This window comes from Streptomyces albidicamelliae (genome assembly GCF_025642175.1).
Classification (GTDB): Bacteria; Actinomycetota; Actinomycetes; order Streptomycetales; family Streptomycetaceae; genus Streptomyces; species Streptomyces albidocamelliae.
The window spans coordinates 1798549-1818553 of sequence record NZ_CP106795.1 but is presented as its reverse complement, the minus strand read 5'-3'; the positions used below and the strand labels follow the sequence as shown (position 1 = coordinate 1818553).

The following is a 20005-nucleotide window of genomic DNA, read 5'->3' as shown; positions in this document are numbered from 1 at the left end:
CGTTTTCCGGCGGGCCGGTGGGACACGTCCCACCGGCCCGCCGCGCTGTACGGCGTTGTCAGTGACACCCGATAGCCTGCACGAACAGGTTGTCGACGGGAGGGGCGCTCGTGCGTGTACTGGGGGTGGACCCCGGCCTGACGCGGTGCGGTGTCGGCGTGGTCGAGGGAGTCGCCGGGCGGCCGCTCACCATGCTCGGGGTCGGCGTCGTCCGGACCCCCGCGGACGCCGAGCTGAGCCGGCGGCTGCTCGCCGTCGAGCAGGGCATCGAGGAGTGGCTGGACGAGCACCGGCCCGAGTTCGTCGCCGTCGAGCGCGTCTTCAGCCAGCACAACGTGCGCACGGTCATGGGCACCGCCCAGGCCAGCGCGGTCGCCATGCTGTGCGCCGCCCGGCGCGGCATCCCCGTCGCCCTGCACACTCCGAGCGAGGTCAAGGCCGCCGTCACCGGCAGCGGCCGTGCCGACAAGGCGCAGGTCGGAGCCATGGTCACCCGACTGCTGCGGCTCTCCGCGCCGCCGAAGCCGGCCGACGCCGCCGACGCCCTCGCGCTCGCCATCTGCCACATCTGGCGCGCACCCGCGCAGAACCGGCTCCAGCAGGCCGTCGCCCTGCACACCGCCCACGCAACGAAAGGCCGGACGGCATGATCGCCTTCGTCAGCGGCACGGTCGCCGCGCTCGCCCCCGACGCCGCGGTCGTCGAGGTCGGCGGGGTCGGCATGGCCGTCCAGTGCACGCCGAACACCCTGTCGACGCTGCGCACCGGACAGCCCGCCAAGCTGCACACGTCCCTCGTCGTCCGCGAGGACTCGCTCACCCTGTACGGCTTCGTCGACGACGACGAACGCCAGGTGTTCGAGCTGCTGCAGACGGCGAGCGGCGTCGGCCCGCGCCTCGCCCAGGCCATGCTCGCCGTGCACACCCCGGACGCGCTGCGCCGCGCGGTCGCCACCGCCGACGAGAAGGCCCTCACCGCCGTGCCCGGCATCGGCAAGAAGGGCGCCCAGAAACTGCTGCTGGAACTGAAGGACCGCCTCGGCGAGCCCGTCGGCGCCCCCGCGATCGGCGCCCCGGTCACCCAGGGCTGGCGCGACCAGCTGCACGCGGCTCTGATCGGCCTCGGCTACGCCACCCGCGAGGCCGACGAGGCCGTGACCGCCGTGGCACCGCAGGCCGAGGCCGCGGCCGGCACGCCCCAGGTCGGCCAGCTGCTGAAGGCCGCCCTGCAGACCCTGAACCGCGCCCGCTGACCTGCGCCACCCGCTAGGAGATCTCCGTGAACCGGCACGACCCGACCGACACCCCCGCCGAGGAGCGGCTGGTGGGCTCCGTCGCCGACCGGGAGGACCAGGCCGTCGAGGCCGCCCTGCGCCCCAAGGACCTCGGCGAGTTCATCGGCCAGGAGAAGGTCCGCGAGCAGCTCGACCTCGTCCTGCGCGCCGCACGCGCGCGCGGCGCCACCGCCGACCACGTGCTGCTGTCCGGCGCGCCCGGCCTCGGCAAGACCACCCTGTCGATGATCATCGCGGCCGAGATGGGCGCCCCCATCCGCATCACCTCCGGCCCCGCCATCCAGCACGCCGGCGACCTGGCCGCCATCCTCTCCTCCCTCCAGGAGGGCGAGGTCCTCTTCCTCGACGAGATCCACCGCATGTCCCGGCCCGCCGAGGAGATGCTGTACATGGCGATGGAGGACTTCCGCGTCGACGTGATCGTCGGCAAGGGCCCCGGTGCCACCGCCATCCCGCTGGAGCTGCCGCCGTTCACCCTGGTCGGGGCCACGACCCGGGCCGGTCTGCTGCCGCCCCCGCTGCGCGACCGCTTCGGCTTCACCGCGCACATGGAGTTCTACGAGCCCCACGAACTGGAGCGCGTCGTGCACCGCTCGGCGCACCTGCTGGACGTCGAGATCGAGCCGGACGGCGCCGCCGAGATCGCCGGCCGCTCCCGCGGCACGCCCCGAATCGCCAACCGTCTGCTGCGCCGTGTCCGTGACTACGCGCAGGTCAAGGCGGACGGCGTGATCACCCGCGAGATCGCGGCGGCCGCCCTCGCCGTGTACGAGGTCGACGCGCGCGGACTCGACCGGCTCGACCGTGCCGTGCTGGAGGCCCTGCTCAAGCTGTTCGGCGGCGGCCCCGTCGGACTGTCCACCCTCGCCGTCGCGGTGGGGGAGGAGCGGGAGACCGTCGAGGAGGTCGCCGAACCGTTCCTCGTCCGGGAGGGACTGCTGGCGCGCACCCCGCGCGGCCGGGTGGGCACGCCCGCCGCCTGGGCGCACCTGGGGCTGACCCCGCCCAGGTCCGCGACGACGGGAAACGGACAAGGGGACCTGTTCGGGGCGTGAGGGCGATGTGATCGCTTCGTGACGGCGAGGGCATTGGCCGGAGCAGGAACCCAGGTGCCATGCTGAGCGTTGTTCCATGCGCGCGGACTCGCTTAGACTCCGCCGATGCCGCCCTTGCGGGTGGCGCCGACCCACACCCCCGTCAAGGCCGCTCTCCGTCGCGGTCGCGCGAAGGAAACCCCGTCCCGTGAATGCCTTTACCCTTCTCCCCTTCATCGTGCTCATCGCGGCCATGTTCCTGATGACGCGCTCGGCCAAGAAGAAGCAGCAGCAGGCCGCCTCCATGCGGAACGAGATGCAGCCCGGATCCGGCGTCCGCACCATCGGGGGGATGTACGCGACGGTCAAGGAGGTCAACGAGGACACCGTCCTCCTCGACGCCGGACCGGGCGTCGACCTCCTCTTCGCCAAGAACGCCATCGGTGCCGTGCTCACCGACGACGAGTACAACCGCATCGTGCACGGCGTCGAGCACGACCTGAAGTCCGACGCCTCCGTCGTCCCCGACGACGCCTCCTCCCTCACCGAGAGCGACGAGACCGACGGGCCCGCCGCCGCTGCCGCCGCCGACGACAAGATCGAGCTCGGTAAGAAGGACGCCGCCGAGCGCGGGGACGACGCCATCCAGGCCGCCGAGGACAAGGCCGAAGCGGCCCAGGCCGCCGACGCCAAGGCGGAGGACGAGCCGAAGAAGACCGACGGCGACTCCGACGCGAAGTAGTCACGCCCCGGGACGCGCGGCGGCGGCACCCCGCCCCGCGCACCCCGGGCGCGTCTGTTTCGCACGGGAGCCCGACACCATGTCATGGCCGACCGCGCCGACCGGGCGCGGGGCGGCCCGAGAGGGAGTACGAGAAGGTGGCAGCACCTAAGAGGGGCCGGAGCGCGAGCGCCCAGAGCAAGCCAGGGCGCTCGCTGGCCCTCATCCTGATCGCCATCGCGGCGCTGACCGGAGGGATGTTCCTCTCCGGGCACAAGACTCCGCGTCTCGGCATCGACCTCGCCGGTGGCACGAGCATCACGCTCAAGGCGAAGGCCGACCAGGGGTCCGCGATCAACAAGGCCAACATGGACACCGCGGTCGACATCATGAACCGCCGCGTCAACGGCCTGGGCGTCTCCGAGGCGGAGGTGCAGACCCAGGGGAACGACAACATCATCGTCAACATCCCCAAGGGCACCAACTCCAAGGAAGCCCAGCAGCAGGTCGGCACCACCGCCAAGCTGTACTTCCGGCCGGTCCTGCTGCAGGAGGCCAGCGCCCCCGCGGGCAGCCCCTCGCCGAGCGCGTCTACCAGCGGCGGCTCCTCGCCGAAGCCCGGCGCGAGCCCGTCGTCGAGCTCCTCCGCCAAGGAGAAGGCGACCTCGTCCGGCTCCTCGTCCCCCAACGCCACGGCGACCTCCCAGGGCCGCCCGGTCACCGACGCGCTGAAGGCCGGCTCCCCCTCGCCGAGCGGGTCCCCCTCCGGCAGCGGCAAGCCGTCCGCCAGCCCCTCGGCCTCCGGCAGCGGCTCCGGCGACGCCAAGCAGCTCCAGGCGCAGTTCGCCGCCCTGGACTGCACCAAGCCCACCGACCGCGCCAAGGCCGGCAAGGACGCGAAGCCCGGCGACTCGACCGTGGCCTGCGGCCAGGTCGACGGCAACTGGTACAAGTACCTGCTGGGCCCGGCCGGCGTGGACGGCACCGAGGTGAAGAAGGCCCAGGCGGTCTTCGACACCCAGGGCGCCGCGGGCTGGCAGGTCCAGATGACCTTCACCAAGACCGGTGCGAACAAGTTCGCCGACATCACCGGTCAGCTCGCCCAGAAGCAGAAGCCGCAGAACGAGTTCGGCATCGTCCTCGACGGCGAGGTCGTCTCCAGCCCCTTCGTGCAGCAGGCCATCACCGGCGGCCAGGCGGAGATCTCCGGCAGCTTCAAGCAGGAGGAGGCGCAGAGCCTCGCCAACATGCTGTCGTACGGCGCCCTGCCGCTGTCCTTCCAGGAGCAGTCCGTCACCACCGTCACCGCCGCGCTCGGCGGCGAGCAGCTGCACGCCGGACTCGTCGCCGGCGCCATCGGTCTCGCGCTGGTCGTGATCTACCTGGTGGTCTACTACCGCGGCCTGTCGATCGTGGCCATGGCCTCGCTGCTGGTCTCCGCGATCCTCACCTACCTGATCATGACGTTGCTGGGCCCGGCCATCAATTTCGCGTTGAACCTGCCGGCCGTCTGCGGTGCCATCGTCGCGATCGGTATCACGGCGGACTCGTTCATCGTGTACTTCGAACGCATCCGCGACGAGATCCGCGAGGGCCGCTCCCTGCGCCCCGCCGTGGAGCGGGCCTGGCCGCGCGCCCGGCGCACCATCCTGGTCTCGGACTTCGTCTCGTTCCTGGCCGCCGCAGTGCTCTTCATCGTCACCGTGGGCAAGGTGCAGGGCTTCGCGTTCACGCTGGGCCTGACCACCGTGCTCGACGTGGTCGTCGTCTTCTTCTTCACCAAGCCTTTGATGACGGTCCTCGCACGCCGCAAGTTCTTCGCGGACGGCCACAAGTGGTCCGGACTCGACCCGAAGAGCCTCGGTGCCAAACCGCCGCTGCGCCGCACCCGCCGTCCTGCCGGTCCCACCGCCGGCCCCGTCGACCCGAAGGAGGCCTGAGCCATGTCGAAACTCGGCAACCTCGGCGCTCGACTGCACCGCGGCGAGATCTCCTACGACTTCGTCGGCAAGCGCAAGATCTGGTACGGCGTCTCGATCCTGATCACCATCACCGCCATCCTCGGCCTGGCGGTGCGCGGTCTGAACATGGGCATCGAGTTCCAGGGCGGCGCGGTCTTCACCACGCCCACGGGAATGAGCACGTCGGTCGCCCAGGCGGAGGAGTACGCCAACGAGGCGTCCGGCCACCAGTCGGTCGTGCAGAAGCTCGGCAACGGCAGCCTGCGTATCCAGATCGCCGGCATCGACACCGGCAAGTCCGACCAGATCAAGCAGGACCTGGCCAAGGACCTGAACCTCGACCCCGAGAAGCTCGCCGCCGACCTTGTCGGCCCGAGCTGGGGCGAGCAAATCGCCAACAAGGCCTGGGAGGGCCTGGCGATCTTCATGGTCCTCGTCGTGATCTACCTGGCGATCGCCTTCGAGTGGCGCATGGCCGTCGCGGCTCTGATCGCGCTGATCCACGACATCACCATCACGACGGGCATCTACGCGCTCGTCGGCTTCGAGGTCACCCCCGGCACGGTCATCGGTCTGCTGACCATCCTCGGTTACTCGCTCTACGACACGGTCGTCGTCTTCGACAGCCTCAAGGAGCAGACGAAGGACATCACCAAGCAGACCCGCTTCACCTACAGCGACATCGCCAACCGGTCGATCAACGGCACCCTGGTCCGTTCCATCAACACCACGGTCGTCGCGCTGCTGCCGGTCGCCGGCCTGCTGTTCATCGGCGGCGGCTTCCTCGGCGCCGGCACGCTGAACGACATCTCGCTGTCGCTGTTCGTGGGTCTCGCGGCCGGTGCGTACTCGTCGATCTTCATCGCCACCCCGCTCGTCGCCGACCTCAAGGAGCGCGAGCCGGCGATGAGGGCGCTCAGGAAGCGGGTCCTGGCCAAGCGCGCCCAGGCGACCACGGAGGACGACCTCGCCGAGGCACGCTCCGACGGTGACGACGCCACTCCCGCCGTCGTCGGCCCGCGCAACCAGCCCGCGTCCCGCAACCGGGGCCGTGGCCGGACGCCGGGGAAGCGCCGATGACCGACATCAAGGAGCTGCTGCTCAGCCGCATCCGTGACGTCGCCGACTACCCGGAGCCGGGGGTGATGTTCAAGGACATCACCCCGCTGCTGGCCGACCCGGCCGCGTTCACGGCCCTCACCGACACCCTGGCCGAGATCGCCGCCGGCACCGGCGCGACCAAGGTCGTCGGACTGGAGGCCCGCGGCTTCATCCTGGGCGCGCCGGTCGCCGTCCGCGCGGGCCTGGGCTTCATCCCGGTCCGCAAGGCGGGCAAGCTGCCCGGGGCCACCCTCCGGCAGGCCTACGACCTCGAGTACGGCTCCGCAGAGATCGAGGTGCACGCCGAGGACCTGGCCCCCGGCGACCGCGTGCTGATCGTGGACGACGTCCTGGCCACCGGCGGTACCGCCGAGGCCGCGGTCCAGCTCATCCATCGCGCCGGCGCCGAGGTCTGCGGCGTCGCCGTCCTGATGGAACTGGGCTTCCTGAGCGGCCGCGCCCGCCTGGAGCCGGTCCTGGACGGGGCACCGGTCGAGGCACTGCTCCAGGTCTGAGCCGAGCACAGCAGCACAGCAGCGGCCGTCCCGGCACCACCGGGGCGGCCGCTCGCGTCACCGGACCCGGACCCGGCCCCGCGCATCGCCGTACCGGCATCCGCCGCACCCTCGCGGGACACCCCCCGGACACCTCCCGGAATCCCACGGGAGGTGTCCGCGTTGCAGGGGTAGACGGTCCTCACAGCCGCCTGCAGGCGATGACCACGCGCAGGATCGCTACCATGGGATCTCCGGAGCCTGACCGGGGGACCCGGATCGCGCACGAGGAGCCCTCTTGCCAGACGAGGCCCAGCACCTGACCGCCGCCAAGCCCGAGTCCGCCTCGGCCGCCGCGGCCAAGCCCGCGCCCAACGCGCCCCACGCGAAGAACGACACCCGCGGGCCGGTCGAGCACGCCCAGTCCGCGCCCGTCGAGAAGAGCGCCGAGGCCTCGCGTCCCAAGCCCGCCCCCGCTCCCGAGAGCACCCGGCCCGGGGCGGCCGCGGCGGAGCGCCCGGCACAGCCGCCCGTGGTGCGCCAGCCCGCCACCCCGCCGGCCCGCAGCGGCTCGTCGAACCGCGTCCGCGCCCGCCTCGCCCGCCTCGGCGTCCAGCGCGCGAACCCCTACAACCCGGTCCTGGAACCGCTCCTGCGGATAGTCCGCAGCAACGACCCCAAGATCGAGAACGCTACGCTCCGCCAGATCGAGCGCGCCTACCAGGTCGCCGAGCGCTGGCACCGCGGCCAGAAGCGCAAGAGCGGCGACCCGTACATCACGCATCCGCTCGCCGTCACCACCATCCTCGCCGAGCTGGGCATGGACCCGGCCACCCTCATGGCGGGGCTGCTGCACGACACCGTCGAGGACACCGAGTACGGCCTGGAGGACCTGCGCCGCGACTTCGGTGACGTGGTCGCCCTGCTCGTCGACGGCGTGACCAAGCTGGACAAGGTCAAGTTCGGCGAGGCCGCCCAGGCCGAGACCGTGCGCAAGATGGTCGTGGCGATGGCCAAGGACCCGCGCGTCCTGGTCATCAAGCTCGCCGACCGCCTGCACAACATGCGCACCATGCGCTATCTGAAGCGTGAGAAGCAGGAGAAGAAGGCGCGCGAGACCCTGGAAATCTACGCGCCACTCGCCCATCGCCTGGGCATGAACACCATCAAGTGGGAGCTGGAGGACCTCGCGTTCGCGATCCTCTACCCCAAGATGTACGACGAAATCGTCCGGCTCGTGGCCGAAAGGGCACCGAAGCGGGACGAGTACCTGGCCATAGTGACCGACGAGGTCCAGGCCGACCTGCGCGCCGCCCGCATCAAGGCGACCGTCACCGGCCGCCCGAAGCACTACTACAGCGTCTACCAGAAGATGATCGTGCGGGGCCGCGACTTCGCCGAGATCTACGACCTGGTGGGCATCCGCGTCCTCGTCGACACGGTCCGCGACTGCTACGCCGCCCTCGGCACGGTGCACGCGCGATGGAACCCGGTCCCCGGCCGGTTCAAGGACTACATCGCGATGCCCAAGTTCAACATGTACCAGTCGCTGCACACGACGGTCATCGGGCCCAACGGCAAGCCGGTCGAGCTGCAGATCCGCACCTTCGACATGCACCGCCGCGCCGAGTACGGCATCGCCGCGCACTGGAAGTACAAGCAGGAGGCCGTCGCCGGCGCCTCCAAGGTCCGCACCGACGTGCCGAAGGCCGGCAAGGACAAGGACGCCATCAACGACATGGCGTGGCTGCGGCAGCTGCTGGACTGGCAGAAGGAGACCGAGGACCCCGGGGAGTTCCTGGAGTCCCTGCGCTTCGACCTGTCGCGCAACGAGGTCTTCGTCTTCACCCCCAAGGGCGACGTCATCGCACTGCCCGCCGGGGCGACCCCGGTGGACTTCGCGTACGCCGTCCACACCGAGGTCGGCCACCGCACCATAGGAGCACGGGTCAACGGCCGCCTCGTCCCGCTCGAGTCCACCCTGGACAACGGCGACCTGGTCGAGGTCTTCACCTCCAAGGCGCCCGGCGCCGGCCCGTCCCGCGACTGGCTCGGCTTCGTCAAGTCGCCCCGCGCGCGCAACAAGATCCGCGCCTGGTTCTCCAAGGAGCGCCGCGACGAGGCGATCGAGCAGGGCAAGGACGCCATCGTCCGCGCCATGCGCAAGCAGAACCTGCCGATCCAGCGCATCCTCACCGGCGACTCGCTCGTCACGCTCGCGCACGAGATGCGCTACTCGGACATCTCCGCGCTGTACGCGGCCATCGGCGAGGGCCATGTCTCCGCACCGAACATCGTCCAGAAGCTGGTCCAGGCGCTCGGCGGCGAGGAGGCGGCCACCGAGGAGATCGACGAGGCGGTCCCGCCGTCCCGCGGCCGCGGCCGCAAGCGCCGCTCCAGCGCCGACCCCGGCGTCGTGGTCAAGGGCGTCGACGACGTGTGGGTCAAGCTGGCCCGCTGCTGTACGCCCGTGCCCGGTGACCCGATCATCGGCTTCGTCACGCGCGGCAGCGGTGTGTCGGTCCACCGCAGCGACTGCGTCAACGTCGACTCGCTGTCCCGCGAGCCCGAGCGCATCCTCGACGTCGAATGGGCGCCCACCCAGTCCTCGGTCTTCCTGGTCGCCATCCAGGTCGAGGCCCTGGACCGGTCCCGGCTGCTGTCGGACGTCACGCGCGTCCTGTCCGACCAGCACGTCAACATCCTGTCGGCGGCCGTCCAGACCTCCCGCGACCGGGTGGCCACCTCCCGGTTCACCTTCGAGATGGGCGACCCCAAGCACCTCGGTCACGTCCTGAAGGCCGTGCGCGGTGTCGAGGGCGTGTACGACGTCTACCGGGTGACCTCCGGACGCAGCCGGTCGTAGCCGCGCGGACATGCGAAAGGGCCCCGTACGGTCGTACGGGGCCCTTTCGCATGTCCGGTGAACGGGTCAGCCGCCGAACTCCTCCAGGCCCTTCAGAGCCTGGTCCAGCAGCGCCTGGCGGCCTTCCAGCTCCCGCTCCAGCTTGTCGGCCCGGGAGTTGTTGCCCTGGGCGCGCGCCTGCTCGATCTGTCCCCGCAGCTTGTCCACGGCGGCCTGGAGCTGCCCGGTCAGACCCTCGGCACGCGCACGCGCCTCCGGGTTCGTCCGGCGCCACTCGGCCTCCTCGGCCTCCTGGATCGCCCGCTCGACCGCGTGCATCCGGCCCTCGACCTTCGGACGCGCGTCCCGCGGGACGTGGCCGATGGCCTCCCAGCGCTCGTTGATCGAGCGGAAGGCGGCCCGGGAGCCCTTCAGGTCCGAGATCGGGAGGAGCTTCTCGGCCTCCTCGGCCAGCTCCTCCTTCAGCTTCAGGTTCTCCGCCTGCTCCGCGTCCCGCTCGGCGAACACCGAGCTGCGGGCGGCGAAGAAGACGTCCTGGGCGCCGCGGAAGCGGTTCCACAGGTCGTCCTCGTGCTCGCGCTGGGCCCGGCCCGCGGCCTTCCAGTCCGCCATCAGCTCGCGGTACCGGGCCGCCGTCGGACCCCAGTCCGTGGAGCCGGACAGCGCCTCGGCCTCGGCGACCAGCCGCTCCTTGATCCGGCGGGCCTCCTCGCGCTGCGCGTCGAGCTGCGCGAAGTGCCCCTTGCGGCGCTTGGAGAACGCCGACCGGGCGTGCGAGAAGCGGTGCCACAGCTCGTCGTCGGACTTGCGGTCCAGACGCGGCAGCCCCTTCCACGTGTCCACCAGGGCCCGCAGCCGCTCACCGGCCACCCGCCACTGGTCGGACTGCGCAAGCTCCTCCGCCTCGGCGACCAGCTCCTCCTTGGCCCTGCGGGCCTCGTCGGACTGCTTGGCCCGCTGCTGCTTGCGCTCCTCACGGCGCGCCTCGACGGTCTGGACGAGCTTGTCCAACCGCTTGCGCAGCGAGTCCAGGTCACCGACCGCGTGGTGCGCCTCCACCTGCTCGCGCAGGTGGTCGATCGCCGTCTGGGCGTCCTTCGCCGACAGGTCGGTGGTCTGGACTCGCTTCTCGAGGAGGCCGATCTCGACAACCAGGCCCTCGTACTTGCGCTCGAAGTAGGCAAGCGCCTCCTCAGGGGAGCCGGCCGCCCAGGAACCGACGACCTGCTCGCCGTCGGCCGTACGCACGTACACGGTCCCCGTCTCGTCGACGCGGCCCCACGGGTCGCTGCTCACAGCGCCTCCTCCACATGATGCCTGCGGGGGCCTCAGCACCCCCGGGCATCGTCCACAGTTTCGTCACGGCCAACATAGGCGACCAGCGGGTTGCCTGTCCGCATCCAGCACGACCGAAAATTACGCAGCCCGCCGTTCCCGGGCCCCGGGTGACCTCAGGACTTGGTGACCGTCGCCTTGTCGATCACCACGGTCGCGTTCGGCGCGGTGTTCCCGGTGGTCGGGTCGGCCGCCTGCGCGCCCGCGTCGGCGATCTTCTTCAGCACCTTCATGCCCGCCGCGTCGATCGTGCCGAACGGGGTGTACTGGGGCGGCAGCGGGCTGTCCTTGTACACGAGGAAGAACTGGCTGCCGCCGGTGTGCTTCTGGCCGGTGTTGGCCATCGCCACCGTGCCCGCCGGGTACGAGTTGCCCTTCAGGCTCTTGTCCTTGAGGTTCTCGTCCGGGAGCGTGTAGCCGGGACCGCCCATGCCGCTGCCCTGCGGGTCGCCGCACTGGAGCACGAAGATGTTCTCCGGGGTGAGCCGGTGGCACTTGGTGTGGTCGAAGTAGCCCTGGCCGGCGAGGAAGGCGAACGAGTTCACCGTGTGCGGGGCCGCCGACGTCTTCAGGTCGACGCCGATGTCGCCGCACGTCGTCGCGAGCTTCATCGTGTACTTCGCCGACGTGTCGATCGACATCGCCGGCTCCTTCTTCCAGCTGAGCTTCTTCACCGAGCCTGCCGCCGGCTTGGCGCACGGATCCGGGGCCTTGCTCGTCGGCGCTGCGCTCGGGGTGACCTCGGCACTGGCGTTGGCCTTGCCGCCGTCGTCGTCCTTCAGCACCCCGGTCGTGTACAGGGCGACGCTGCCGATCACGACCACGCCCAGCACCGACGCGATCACGGAGTTGCGCAGGTTGGCCTTGCGCCGCGCCTGGGTGCGCCGCTGCTGCTGCCGCAAGAACTTCTCCCGGGCGAGCTGACGCCGCCGCTGCTCCTGGGTGACCACCGGGTTCTCTCCTCATGCGTCGTGTGTCGGGCGGCACGCGTGCGTCCTGCTGAGCCGAGCGCTGCGTGTAGCCCCGTACCGTATATGGGTTCGCTGAGTAAACGGCAGCGCCGGTAGGCTCTGACGCAGCTGAAGCCGCCTGTAATCGACACAACGAAGGACGATCGTGCTCATTGCCGGGTTCCCCGCCGGGGCCTGGGGGACGAACTGCTATCTCGTCGCCCCCGCCGCCGGTGAGGAGTGCGTGATCATCGACCCCGGCCACCAGGCCGCCGAAGGCGTCGAGGAAGCGCTGAAGAAGCATCGGCTCAAGCCCGTCGCCGTCGTCCTCACCCACGGACACATCGACCACGTCGCCTCGGTCGTCCCCGTGTGCGGTGCCCACGACGTACCGGCCTGGATCCACCCCGAGGACCGGTACATGATGACCGACCCCGAGAAGGCGCTCGGCCGGTCCATCGGCATGCCGCTCATGGGCGAGCTGACCGTGGGGGAGCCGGACGACGTCAAGGAGCTGACCGACGGCGCGCGGCTGTCGCTCGCCGGCCTGGAGTTCTCCGTCGCGCACGCGCCGGGCCATACCAAGGGGTCGGTGACGTTCCGGATGCCCGAGTCGAGCGACGTCCCGTCGGTCTTCTTCTCCGGGGATCTGCTCTTCGCCGGCTCCATCGGACGCACCGACCTGCCCGGCGGTGACATGGCCGAGATGCTCGACTCGCTGGCCCGCGTGTGCCTGCCGCTCGACGACTCGACCGTGGTGCTGTCCGGCCACGGCCCCCAGACGACCATCGGCCAGGAGCGCGCCACCAACCCGTATCTGCGGCAGGTGGCCGCCGGCCCGGGAGCGTATGCCGACGCTCCCCGACGAGGAATGTGACGAGAGCTTCCGTGAGCACCTTCAAGGCCCCCAAGGGCACCTACGACCTGATCCCGCCGGATTCGGCCAAGTACCTCGCGGTGCGTGAGGCGATCGCCGCGCCGCTGCGCAACTCCGGCTACGGCTACATCGAGACGCCCGGATTCGAGAACGTCGAGCTCTTCGCGCGCGGTGTCGGCGAGTCCACCGACATCGTGACGAAGGAGATGTACGCCTTCGAGACCAAGGGCGGCGACTGGCTGGCGCTGCGCCCCGAGGGCACCGCGTCCGTACTGCGCGCGGCGCTGGAGGCCAACCTGCACAAGGCGGGCAACCTCCCGGTCAAGCTCTGGTACTCCGGCTCGTACTACCGCTACGAGCGCCCCCAGAAGGGCCGTTACCGCCACTTCTCCCAGGTGGGCGCCGAGGCGATCGGCGCGGAGGACCCGGCGCTCGACGCCGAGCTGATCATCCTGGCCGACCAGGCGTACCGCACGCTGGGCCTGCGCGACTTCCGCATCCTGCTGAACTCGCTGGGCGACCAGGAGTGCCGGCCGGTGTACCGCGCCGCGCTCCAGGAGTTCCTGCGGGGGCTCGACCTGGACGAGGACACCCTCCGCCGCTCGGAGATCAATCCGCTGCGCGTCCTCGACGACAAGCGCGAGTCGGTGCAGAAGCAGCTCACCGGCGCCCCGCTGCTGCGGGACTACCTGTGCGACGCCTGCAAGGCGTACCACGAGGAGGTCCGTGACCTGATCACGGCGGCGGGCGTGGCCTTCGAGGACGACCCGAAGCTGGTGCGCGGCCTGGACTACTACACCCGCACCACGTTCGAGTTCGTGCACGACGGCCTGGGCTCCCAGTCCGCCGTGGGCGGCGGCGGCCGCTACGACGGCCTGTCCGAGATGATCGGCGGCCCCGCGCTGCCGTCCGTCGGCTGGGCCCTCGGGGTGGACCGCACGGTACTGGCCCTGGAGGCCGAGGGTGTGGAGCTGGACATCCCCGCCGCCACCAGCGTCTTCGCCGTGCCGCTCGGCGAGGAGGCCCGCCGGGTCCTGTTCGCGAAGGTCACCGAGCTGCGCAAGGTCGGCATCGCGGCGGACTTCTCCTACGGAGCCAAGGGCCTCAAGGGCGCCATGAAGAACGCCAACCGCAGCGGCGCCCGCTACACGATCGTCGCGGGCGAGCGCGACCTCGCCGACGGTGTCGTCCAGCTCAAGGACATGGAGTCCGGCGAGCAGACGGCGATCGGCGTCAACGAGATCGTGGCGGAGCTGGAGTCGCGGCTCGGCTGAGCGACCGACCACCGAGGGGCGCCGGGTCTTCCCGGCGCCCCTTCGCCGTACCCCGCGTCAACTCGGCGGCCCCCGGGTTCGCCCTGCCGGACGATCCCCGAAAGAGGCCTCCGCGCCGGCGGCGCCGTCGCGGGGGCCGGGCCCGGATCCAGGCCGCCCACCCAAGGTCACGGCGCCCCGGGCGGCGGCCGGAACCGAACGGTCCGTGCGCCTCGCGCGTACCTCCTTACGTCCACCGAACGGTGGACGCACCAGGCTGTGCGGCACAATGGCCCTGCCCGAAGATGGTCCAACTCTCAAGTGACGGAATCGGCGTGATGAGCAAGACGACAGTGAAAGACGTCTCCACCGAGCCCGGTCCCGAGCGTGCCGCCGACACCCCGCGCACGGTGGGCGGCAGCCGCGCCTTCGCCCTGCTGCTGGTGATCACCGGCGCGGCCGGACTGCTGGCCGCGTGGGTCATCACGATCGACAAGTTCAAGCTCCTCGAGGCCAAGGTCGCGGGCAAGACCTTCACCCCCGGATGCAGCCTCAACCCGGTCGTCTCCTGCGGCAACGTCATGGAGAGCAAGCAGGCCGCCGCGTTCGGCTTCCCGAACCCGATGCTCGGCCTCGTCGCCTACGGCATCGTCGTCTGCGTCGGCATGAGTCTGCTGGCCCGCGCCCGGTTCCCGCGCTGGTACTGGCTGACCTTCAACCTCGGCTGCCTCTTCGGCGTCGCCTTCTGCACCTGGCTGCAGTTCCAGTCCCTGTACCGGATCAACGCCCTGTGCCTGTGGTGCTCCCTGGCATGGGTCGCGACGATCACCATGTTCTGGTACGTGACCTCGTTCAACGTCCGCAACGACCTCCTGCCGGCCCCGCGCCGGCTGAAGGGCTTCTTCGGCGAGTTCACCTGGGTCGTGCCCGTGCTGCACGTCGGCATCATCGGCATGCTGGTCCTCACGCGCTGGTGGGACTTCTGGACCGGCTGAGGCGCCCGCTCCCGGGCCCCGGAGGGATTGTCGGTGGGGTGATTTAGGGTTTCAGCGTGGAACCCGACCTCTTCACCGCCGCAGCAGAAGAACGCCAGGAGAAGGACCCGGCAGCGAGTCCCCTGGCGGTGCGCATGCGCCCGCGCACACTCGACGAGGTCGTGGGCCAGCAGCATCTCCTCAAGCCCGGCTCGCCGCTGCGCCGGCTGGTCGGTGAGAGCGGCGGCGGCCCCGCCGGACCGTCCTCGGTGATCCTCTGGGGCCCGCCCGGCACCGGCAAGACGACCCTCGCCTACGTCGTCTCCAAGGCGACCAACAAGCGGTTCGTGGAGCTGTCCGCGATCACCGCGGGCGTCAAGGAGGTCCGCGCGGTCATCGACGGCGCCCGCCGCGCCACCGGCGGTTTCGGCAGGGAGACCGTCCTCTTCCTCGACGAGATCCACCGCTTCAGCAAGGCCCAGCAGGACTCCCTCCTGCCCGCCGTCGAGAACCGCTGGGTGACGCTGATCGCGGCCACCACGGAGAACCCGTACTTCTCGGTGATCTCCCCGCTGCTCTCCCGCTCCCTGCTCCTCACCCTCGAACCCCTCACCGACGACGACGTCCGCGGCCTTCTCAGACGCGCGCTGAGCGACGAACGCGGCCTCAAGGACGCCGTCGCCCTCCCCGAGGACACCGAGGCCCACCTGCTGCGGATCGCCGGCGGCGACGCCCGCCGTGCCCTGACCGCCCTGGAGGCCGCCGCCGGGGCCGCCCTGGACCAGGGCGAGTCCGAGATCGGCCTCGCGACGCTGGAGCAGACGGTCGACCGCGCCGCCGTGAAGTACGACCGCGACGGCGACCAGCACTACGACGTCGCCAGCGCCCTCATCAAGTCCATCCGCGGCTCGGACGTCGACGCGGCCCTGCACTACCTGGCCCGCATGATCGAGGCCGGCGAGGACCCCCGGTTCATCGCCCGCCGGCTGATGATCTCCGCCAGCGAGGACATCGGCCTGGCCGACCCGAACGCCCTGCCCATCGCCGTGGCCGCGGCCCAGGCCGTCGCGATGATCGGCTTCCCCGAGGCCGCGCTCACCCTCAGCCACGCCACCATCGCCCTGGCGCTCGCCCCCAAGTCCAACTCGGCGACCACCGCGATCGGCGCAGCGCTGGAGGACGTGCGCAAGGGGCTGGCCGGCCCGGTCCCGCCCCACCTGCGCGACGGCCACTACAAGGGGGCCGCCAAACTCGGCCACGCGCAGGGGTACGTGTACCCGCACGACCTGCCCGAGGGCATCGCCGAGCAGCAGTACGCCCCCGACGCCCTCAAGGACCGCGCGTACTACACCCCGACCCGGCACGGCGCCGAGGCCCGCTACGCCGACGCGGTGGAGTGGACGAGGAACCACCTCGGTCGCAAGCGGTCATGAGCACCCTGTAGAATCCGTCGGAGTGCTGCGTCCCGTGTCCGGCTTCGGCCGGCGCCTCAGGCGGGACAACCAGCCGGATCTTTCGATCCAGGAGCGTCGCGCACCGTCGTAGGTGTCGCGGGCAGCCCACCACCACCCGGAGTTCCGGGACCGGTCGGTGGGCCGTTCGTGTGCTGCACGTATGTGCCCAGATCAGGGGAGCGGCTGCCTGACACGTCCCGCGTGGACCTGTCGGGAATTCCCCGGCTGCGGATGCGACCTCCCGTAACCCTGAGGCAGCCGAAAAGGAAAAGGAAAAGAAGTGGCGAACCAGTCCCGCCCCAAGGTCAAGAAGTCGCGTGCCCTCGGCATCGCGCTGACCCCGAAGGCCGTCAAGTACTTCGAGGCCCGCCCCTACCCGCCGGGCGAGCACGGCCGTGGCCGCAAGCAGAACTCGGACTACAAGGTCCGGCTGCTGGAGAAGCAGCGTCTGCGCGCGCAGTACGACGTGTCCGAGCGCCAGCTCGTCCGCGCCTACGAGCGTGCCTCCAAGGTCCAGGGCAAGACCGGTGAGGCCCTGATCATCGAGCTCGAGCGCCGTCTCGACGCGCTGGTCCTGCGTTCGGGCATCGCCCGCACGATCTACCAGGCCCGTCAGATGGTCGTGCACGGCCACATCCAGGTCAACGGCCAGAAGGTCGACAAGCCGTCCTTCCGTGTCCGTCCGGACGACGTCGTGCAGGTCCGCGACCGCTCCAAGGAGAAGACCCTCTTCACGATCGCTCGTGAGGGTGGCTTCGCCCCCGAGGGTGAGACCCCGCGCTACCTCCAGGTGAACCTCAAGGCCCTGGCGTTCCGCCTGGACCGCGAGCCGAACCGCAAGGAGATCCCGGTGATCTGCGACGAGCAGCTCGTCGTCGAGTACTACGCCCGCTGACCCCGGTCACGGCGTACGCCTCAGCCCGCCGTCTCCCCGCCCTTCCGGGTGGGGGAGGCGGCGGGTTCGCGTTTCCCGGACTCCGCGCGCCCCTGGTCCACCGGCCCCCGCGGCGCGGGCAGCGCGCCCAGCGGCCGTACCCCGTCCTGCCGCAGCGCCCGGGCCACGGCCGCGTCCCGGCCCAGCCGCGCCCCCACCCGTACGCACTCCTCGTACCGCGCGTCCCCGAGGGCCTGCCGGGCGGCCGCCTCGCACTGCTCGTGCGGGGCGTTGAAGTACGCCGAGCCGAACAGCGGCAGCCCGACGGACGGCCACATCCCGGCCGCCGCGCCCTGCAGCACCGCCGCCTCGGCCGGGTCGCCCTGGGAGGCGGTCACCAGCGCCAGCAACTCGATGGCCAGCACCGAGCCCAGCAGGTCGTGGAAGGCGTGCACATGGCGCAGGCAGTCCGCCAGCAGCTCCCGCGCCCGCTCGGCGCCGCCGTCCAGCAGGGCCGCGTACGCCAGCACGTAGAGCGCGTACGACCGCGCCCAGCGCTCCCCGTGGTCCTCGCACACCCGGCGCACGTCCTCGCACAGCCGCACCGCGTCCGCCAGGTCCCCCTGGAAGGCCCGGGTCATGGCCAGTTCCACCTGGCCCATCAGCACGTTGCTGTTGAGCTCCCCGATCCGCCGATAGCGGTCCAGCGCCGACCGCAGCAGCGTTTCCGCACGGGCCATGTCGTCGGTGACCAGGGCCAGGCAGCCGGAGCGGTGCTCCGCGTAGGCCGCCGCCGTCGGATCGGCCGACCGCTCCGCCTGCTCGCGGCACTCCCGCAGCGCCTGGAACGCGGGCACGGTGTCGCCCTGCAGGATCGCCACGTAGCCCAGCACCCACAGCGCCTTGAGCCGCGACTGCTCGTACTCCGAGTCCAGCTCCACACTGCGCTCCAGCCAGCGGCGCCCCTCCGCCAGCCGCCCGCAGCCCACCCAGCAGAACCACAGCGAACCCGCCAGGTACTGCCCGAGATGCGCCTCCTCCGGCTCGGTCAGGCAGAACTCCAGCGCGGCCCGCAGATTGGGCAGCTCCGCGTCGACCCGGTCGGCCACCTCCCGCTGCCGGGGCGAGAACCAGTCCAGCTCGCACCAGGTCGCAAGGCCCAGGTACCAGTCGCGGTGCCGCCGGCGCAGCCGGGCCGCGTCCCCCGTCGCCTCCAGCCAGTCGGCGCCGTAGGCACGCACGGTGTCCAGCATCCGGTAGCGGGGGCCCGCCGGGGCCTCCTCGCGGGCGATGACGGACTGGGCGAGCAGCTCCGACAGCACGTCCAGCACGTCCTCGGCGGCCAGTCCGTCCCCGCTGCACACGTACTCGGCCGCCTCCAGGTCGAAGGTCTGCGCGAACACCGACAGCCGGGCCCACAGCAGCCGTTCGGCGGGCGTGCACAGCTCGTGGCTCCAGCCGATCGCGGTGCGCAGCGTCTGGTGCCGGGGCAGCGCGTCGCGGTCGCCGCCGGTCAGCAGCCGGAACCGGTCGTCGAGCCGCTGGAGCAGCTGGGCCGGGGAGAGGGCCCGCAATCGTCCCGCCGCCAGTTCGAGCGCCAGCGGGATCCCTTCGAGGCGCCGGCACAGCTCCCGCACCTCGGGGCCGTCGGTCACCCGCAGCCCCTGTTCCCGGGCCCGTCCGGTGAACAGTTCCGCCGCCTCGTCCGCGCCCAGCGGGGCCAGCGGGAACAACCGCTCGCCGGCCAGCCCCAGCGGACGCCGGCCCGCGGCCAGCACCCGCAGCTCCGGCAGTGTGCGCAGCAGCTCCGCCACCAGCCCGGCGCAGGCCTCCACCAGGTGCTCGTACCCGTCCAGCACCAGCAGCACCCGGCGGCCGGCCAGCTGCTCCAGCAGCACCTGGCGGGGCATCCGCGCGGTGTGGTCGGTCAGGCCCAGCGCCTCCAGGACCGCGTACTCCACGAACTGCGGATCCCGCACCGGCGCCAGCTCCGCCCGCCCCCGGACCGGGCCGTCCGCCGGGGCACCGGCCGCCCACCGCGCCGCCGCCCGCACGGCCAGCCGGGACTTGCCGACGCCGCCGACCCCGGTCACCGTCACCAGCCGGGCCCCGTCGAGCGCCGCCGTCAGCGCGGCGAGCTCGGTCGAGCGCCCGACGAAAGCGGTCAGTTCGAGGGGCGGACCGGCGTCCGTCCAGGGGCCGGGGCTCTGAGGACCTCGCATGGGACACGGAGCGTACTGAAGTGTGTTCATTCCGTACAATCGCTTCCCGCGACCGCGTGCGCGGCACCGGGGAATCCGGTACGGAGCCCCGGCCCCGGCGCGATAGGCTCGGGGCCACGACTTTTTCGATGCTCAGGCACGTTTGAGGGAGTGGGTGCGCACAGTGTCCGGTGGAGAGGTGGCCGGGATCCTGGTGGCCGTCTTCTGGGCGATCCTGGTCTCCTTCCTCGCCGTCGCACTGGCGAGGCTGGCCCAGACGCTCAAGGCGACCACCAAGCTCGTGGCCGATGTGACCGACCAGGCCGTCCCGTTGCTCGCCGACGCCTCCGCGACCGTGCGCTCCGCGCAGACCCAGATCGACCGGGTCGACGCGATCGCCTCCGACGTCCAGGAGGTCACGTCGAACGCCTCCGCGCTGGCCGGCACCGTCGCCTCCACCTTCGGCGGGCCGCTGGTCAAGGTCGCGGCCTTCGGGTACGGCGTGCGCCGCGCACTGGGCGGCCGCAAGGAGGACGTGCCGGCCAAGTCGCCCCGGCGTACCGTGATCGTGGGCCGCACGGTTCCCGCCGCACGACGCAAGCGGAAGTAAGGACTG

17 protein-coding genes are annotated in these 20005 nt (G+C 71.3%); 14 read left to right on the top strand and 3 right to left on the bottom strand.

Annotated features, from left to right (window positions below; genetic code table 11):
- The first annotated feature begins 110 nt into the window (after window positions 1-110).
- From ruvC to N8I86_RS08360, 8 genes are all read left to right on the top strand, one after another.
- The gene (gene ruvC / locus N8I86_RS08395; RefSeq protein WP_073899462.1) at window positions 111-650 is read left to right on the top strand and encodes a crossover junction endodeoxyribonuclease RuvC; all 540 of its coding nucleotides are present in this window, start codon (window positions 111-113) and stop codon (window positions 648-650) included.
- On the top strand, window positions 647-1252 hold the full coding sequence (gene ruvA / locus N8I86_RS08390; RefSeq protein ID WP_263277500.1) for a Holliday junction branch migration protein RuvA: 606 nt from the start codon (window positions 647-649) through the stop codon (window positions 1250-1252). The genes ruvC and ruvA overlap by 4 nt, the downstream gene beginning before the upstream one ends.
- A 26-nt stretch (window positions 1253-1278) precedes the next feature.
- On the top strand, window positions 1279-2349 hold the full coding sequence (ruvB, locus tag N8I86_RS08385; protein ID WP_073899458.1) for a Holliday junction branch migration DNA helicase RuvB: 1071 nt from the start codon (window positions 1279-1281) through the stop codon (window positions 2347-2349).
- A gap of 187 nt (window positions 2350-2536) precedes the next feature.
- On the top strand, window positions 2537-3070 hold the full coding sequence (yajC, locus tag N8I86_RS08380; protein ID WP_073899456.1) for a preprotein translocase subunit YajC: 534 nt from the start codon (window positions 2537-2539) through the stop codon (window positions 3068-3070).
- A 137-nt stretch (window positions 3071-3207) separates the two neighbouring features.
- Window positions 3208-4989 (top strand): protein translocase subunit SecD, encoded by a 1782-nt coding sequence (gene secD, locus N8I86_RS08375; protein ID WP_263277499.1) that lies wholly within the window; start codon window positions 3208-3210, stop codon window positions 4987-4989.
- 3 nt (window positions 4990-4992) lie between these two features.
- Window positions 4993-6090, top strand: a complete 1098-nt coding sequence (gene secF, locus N8I86_RS08370; RefSeq protein ID WP_073899450.1) for a protein translocase subunit SecF — start codon at window positions 4993-4995, stop codon at window positions 6088-6090.
- Window positions 6087-6626 (top strand): adenine phosphoribosyltransferase, encoded by a 540-nt coding sequence (locus N8I86_RS08365; RefSeq protein ID WP_073899448.1) that lies wholly within the window; start codon window positions 6087-6089, stop codon window positions 6624-6626. The genes secF and N8I86_RS08365 overlap by 4 nt, the downstream gene beginning before the upstream one ends.
- A gap of 277 nt (window positions 6627-6903) precedes the next feature.
- Window positions 6904-9471 (top strand): RelA/SpoT family protein, encoded by a 2568-nt coding sequence (locus tag N8I86_RS08360; protein WP_073899444.1) that lies wholly within the window; start codon window positions 6904-6906, stop codon window positions 9469-9471.
- 66 nt (window positions 9472-9537) lie between these two features.
- Here the strand turns inward: N8I86_RS08360 and N8I86_RS08355 are convergent, their stop codons facing one another.
- Window positions 9538-10767 carry a DUF349 domain-containing protein gene (locus N8I86_RS08355; RefSeq protein ID WP_073899442.1) on the bottom strand — a complete coding sequence of 410 codons (1230 nt, stop codon included), beginning with the start codon at window positions 10765-10767 and terminating at the stop codon, window positions 9538-9540.
- A gap of 155 nt (window positions 10768-10922) precedes the next feature.
- Window positions 10923-11756: a peptidylprolyl isomerase gene (locus N8I86_RS08350; protein WP_073899440.1), complete on the bottom strand. Its 834-nt coding sequence runs from the start codon at window positions 11754-11756 to the stop codon at window positions 10923-10925.
- Between the two features lie 166 nt (window positions 11757-11922).
- Here N8I86_RS08350 and N8I86_RS08345 point away from each other — a divergent pair, with 166 nt between their 5' ends.
- The 5 genes from N8I86_RS08345 (at window position 11923) to rpsD (ending at window position 17209) form a co-directional block, all read left to right on the top strand.
- Window positions 11923-12633 (top strand): MBL fold metallo-hydrolase, encoded by a 711-nt coding sequence (locus N8I86_RS08345; protein WP_073899437.1) that lies wholly within the window; start codon window positions 11923-11925, stop codon window positions 12631-12633.
- Between the two features lie 11 nt (window positions 12634-12644).
- Window positions 12645-13907 carry a histidine--tRNA ligase gene (gene hisS / locus N8I86_RS08340; RefSeq protein WP_263277498.1) on the top strand — a complete coding sequence of 421 codons (1263 nt, stop codon included), beginning with the start codon at window positions 12645-12647 and terminating at the stop codon, window positions 13905-13907.
- Between the two features lie 317 nt (window positions 13908-14224).
- Window positions 14225-14881, top strand: a complete 657-nt coding sequence (locus N8I86_RS08335) for a vitamin K epoxide reductase family protein (protein ID WP_073899433.1) — start codon at window positions 14225-14227, stop codon at window positions 14879-14881.
- 56 nt (window positions 14882-14937) lie between these two features.
- Window positions 14938-16293 (top strand): replication-associated recombination protein A, encoded by a 1356-nt coding sequence (locus tag N8I86_RS08330; protein ID WP_073899431.1) that lies wholly within the window; start codon window positions 14938-14940, stop codon window positions 16291-16293.
- 301 nt (window positions 16294-16594) lie between these two features.
- Window positions 16595-17209, top strand: coding sequence for a 30S ribosomal protein S4 (gene rpsD, locus N8I86_RS08325; protein ID WP_018570215.1), 615 nt, complete (start codon window positions 16595-16597; stop codon window positions 17207-17209).
- A 20-nt stretch (window positions 17210-17229) separates the two neighbouring features.
- Here rpsD and N8I86_RS08320 read toward each other — a convergent pair whose 3' ends face one another.
- Window positions 17230-19410, bottom strand: coding sequence for an ATP-binding protein (locus N8I86_RS08320; protein WP_198960512.1), 2181 nt, complete (start codon window positions 19408-19410; stop codon window positions 17230-17232).
- A 154-nt stretch (window positions 19411-19564) separates the two neighbouring features.
- Between N8I86_RS08320 and N8I86_RS08315 the strand changes: the two genes are divergently transcribed.
- Window positions 19565-19999 (top strand): DUF948 domain-containing protein, encoded by a 435-nt coding sequence (locus N8I86_RS08315; RefSeq protein WP_093479181.1) that lies wholly within the window; start codon window positions 19565-19567, stop codon window positions 19997-19999.
- The last annotated feature ends 6 nt before the right edge of the window (window positions 20000-20005 follow it).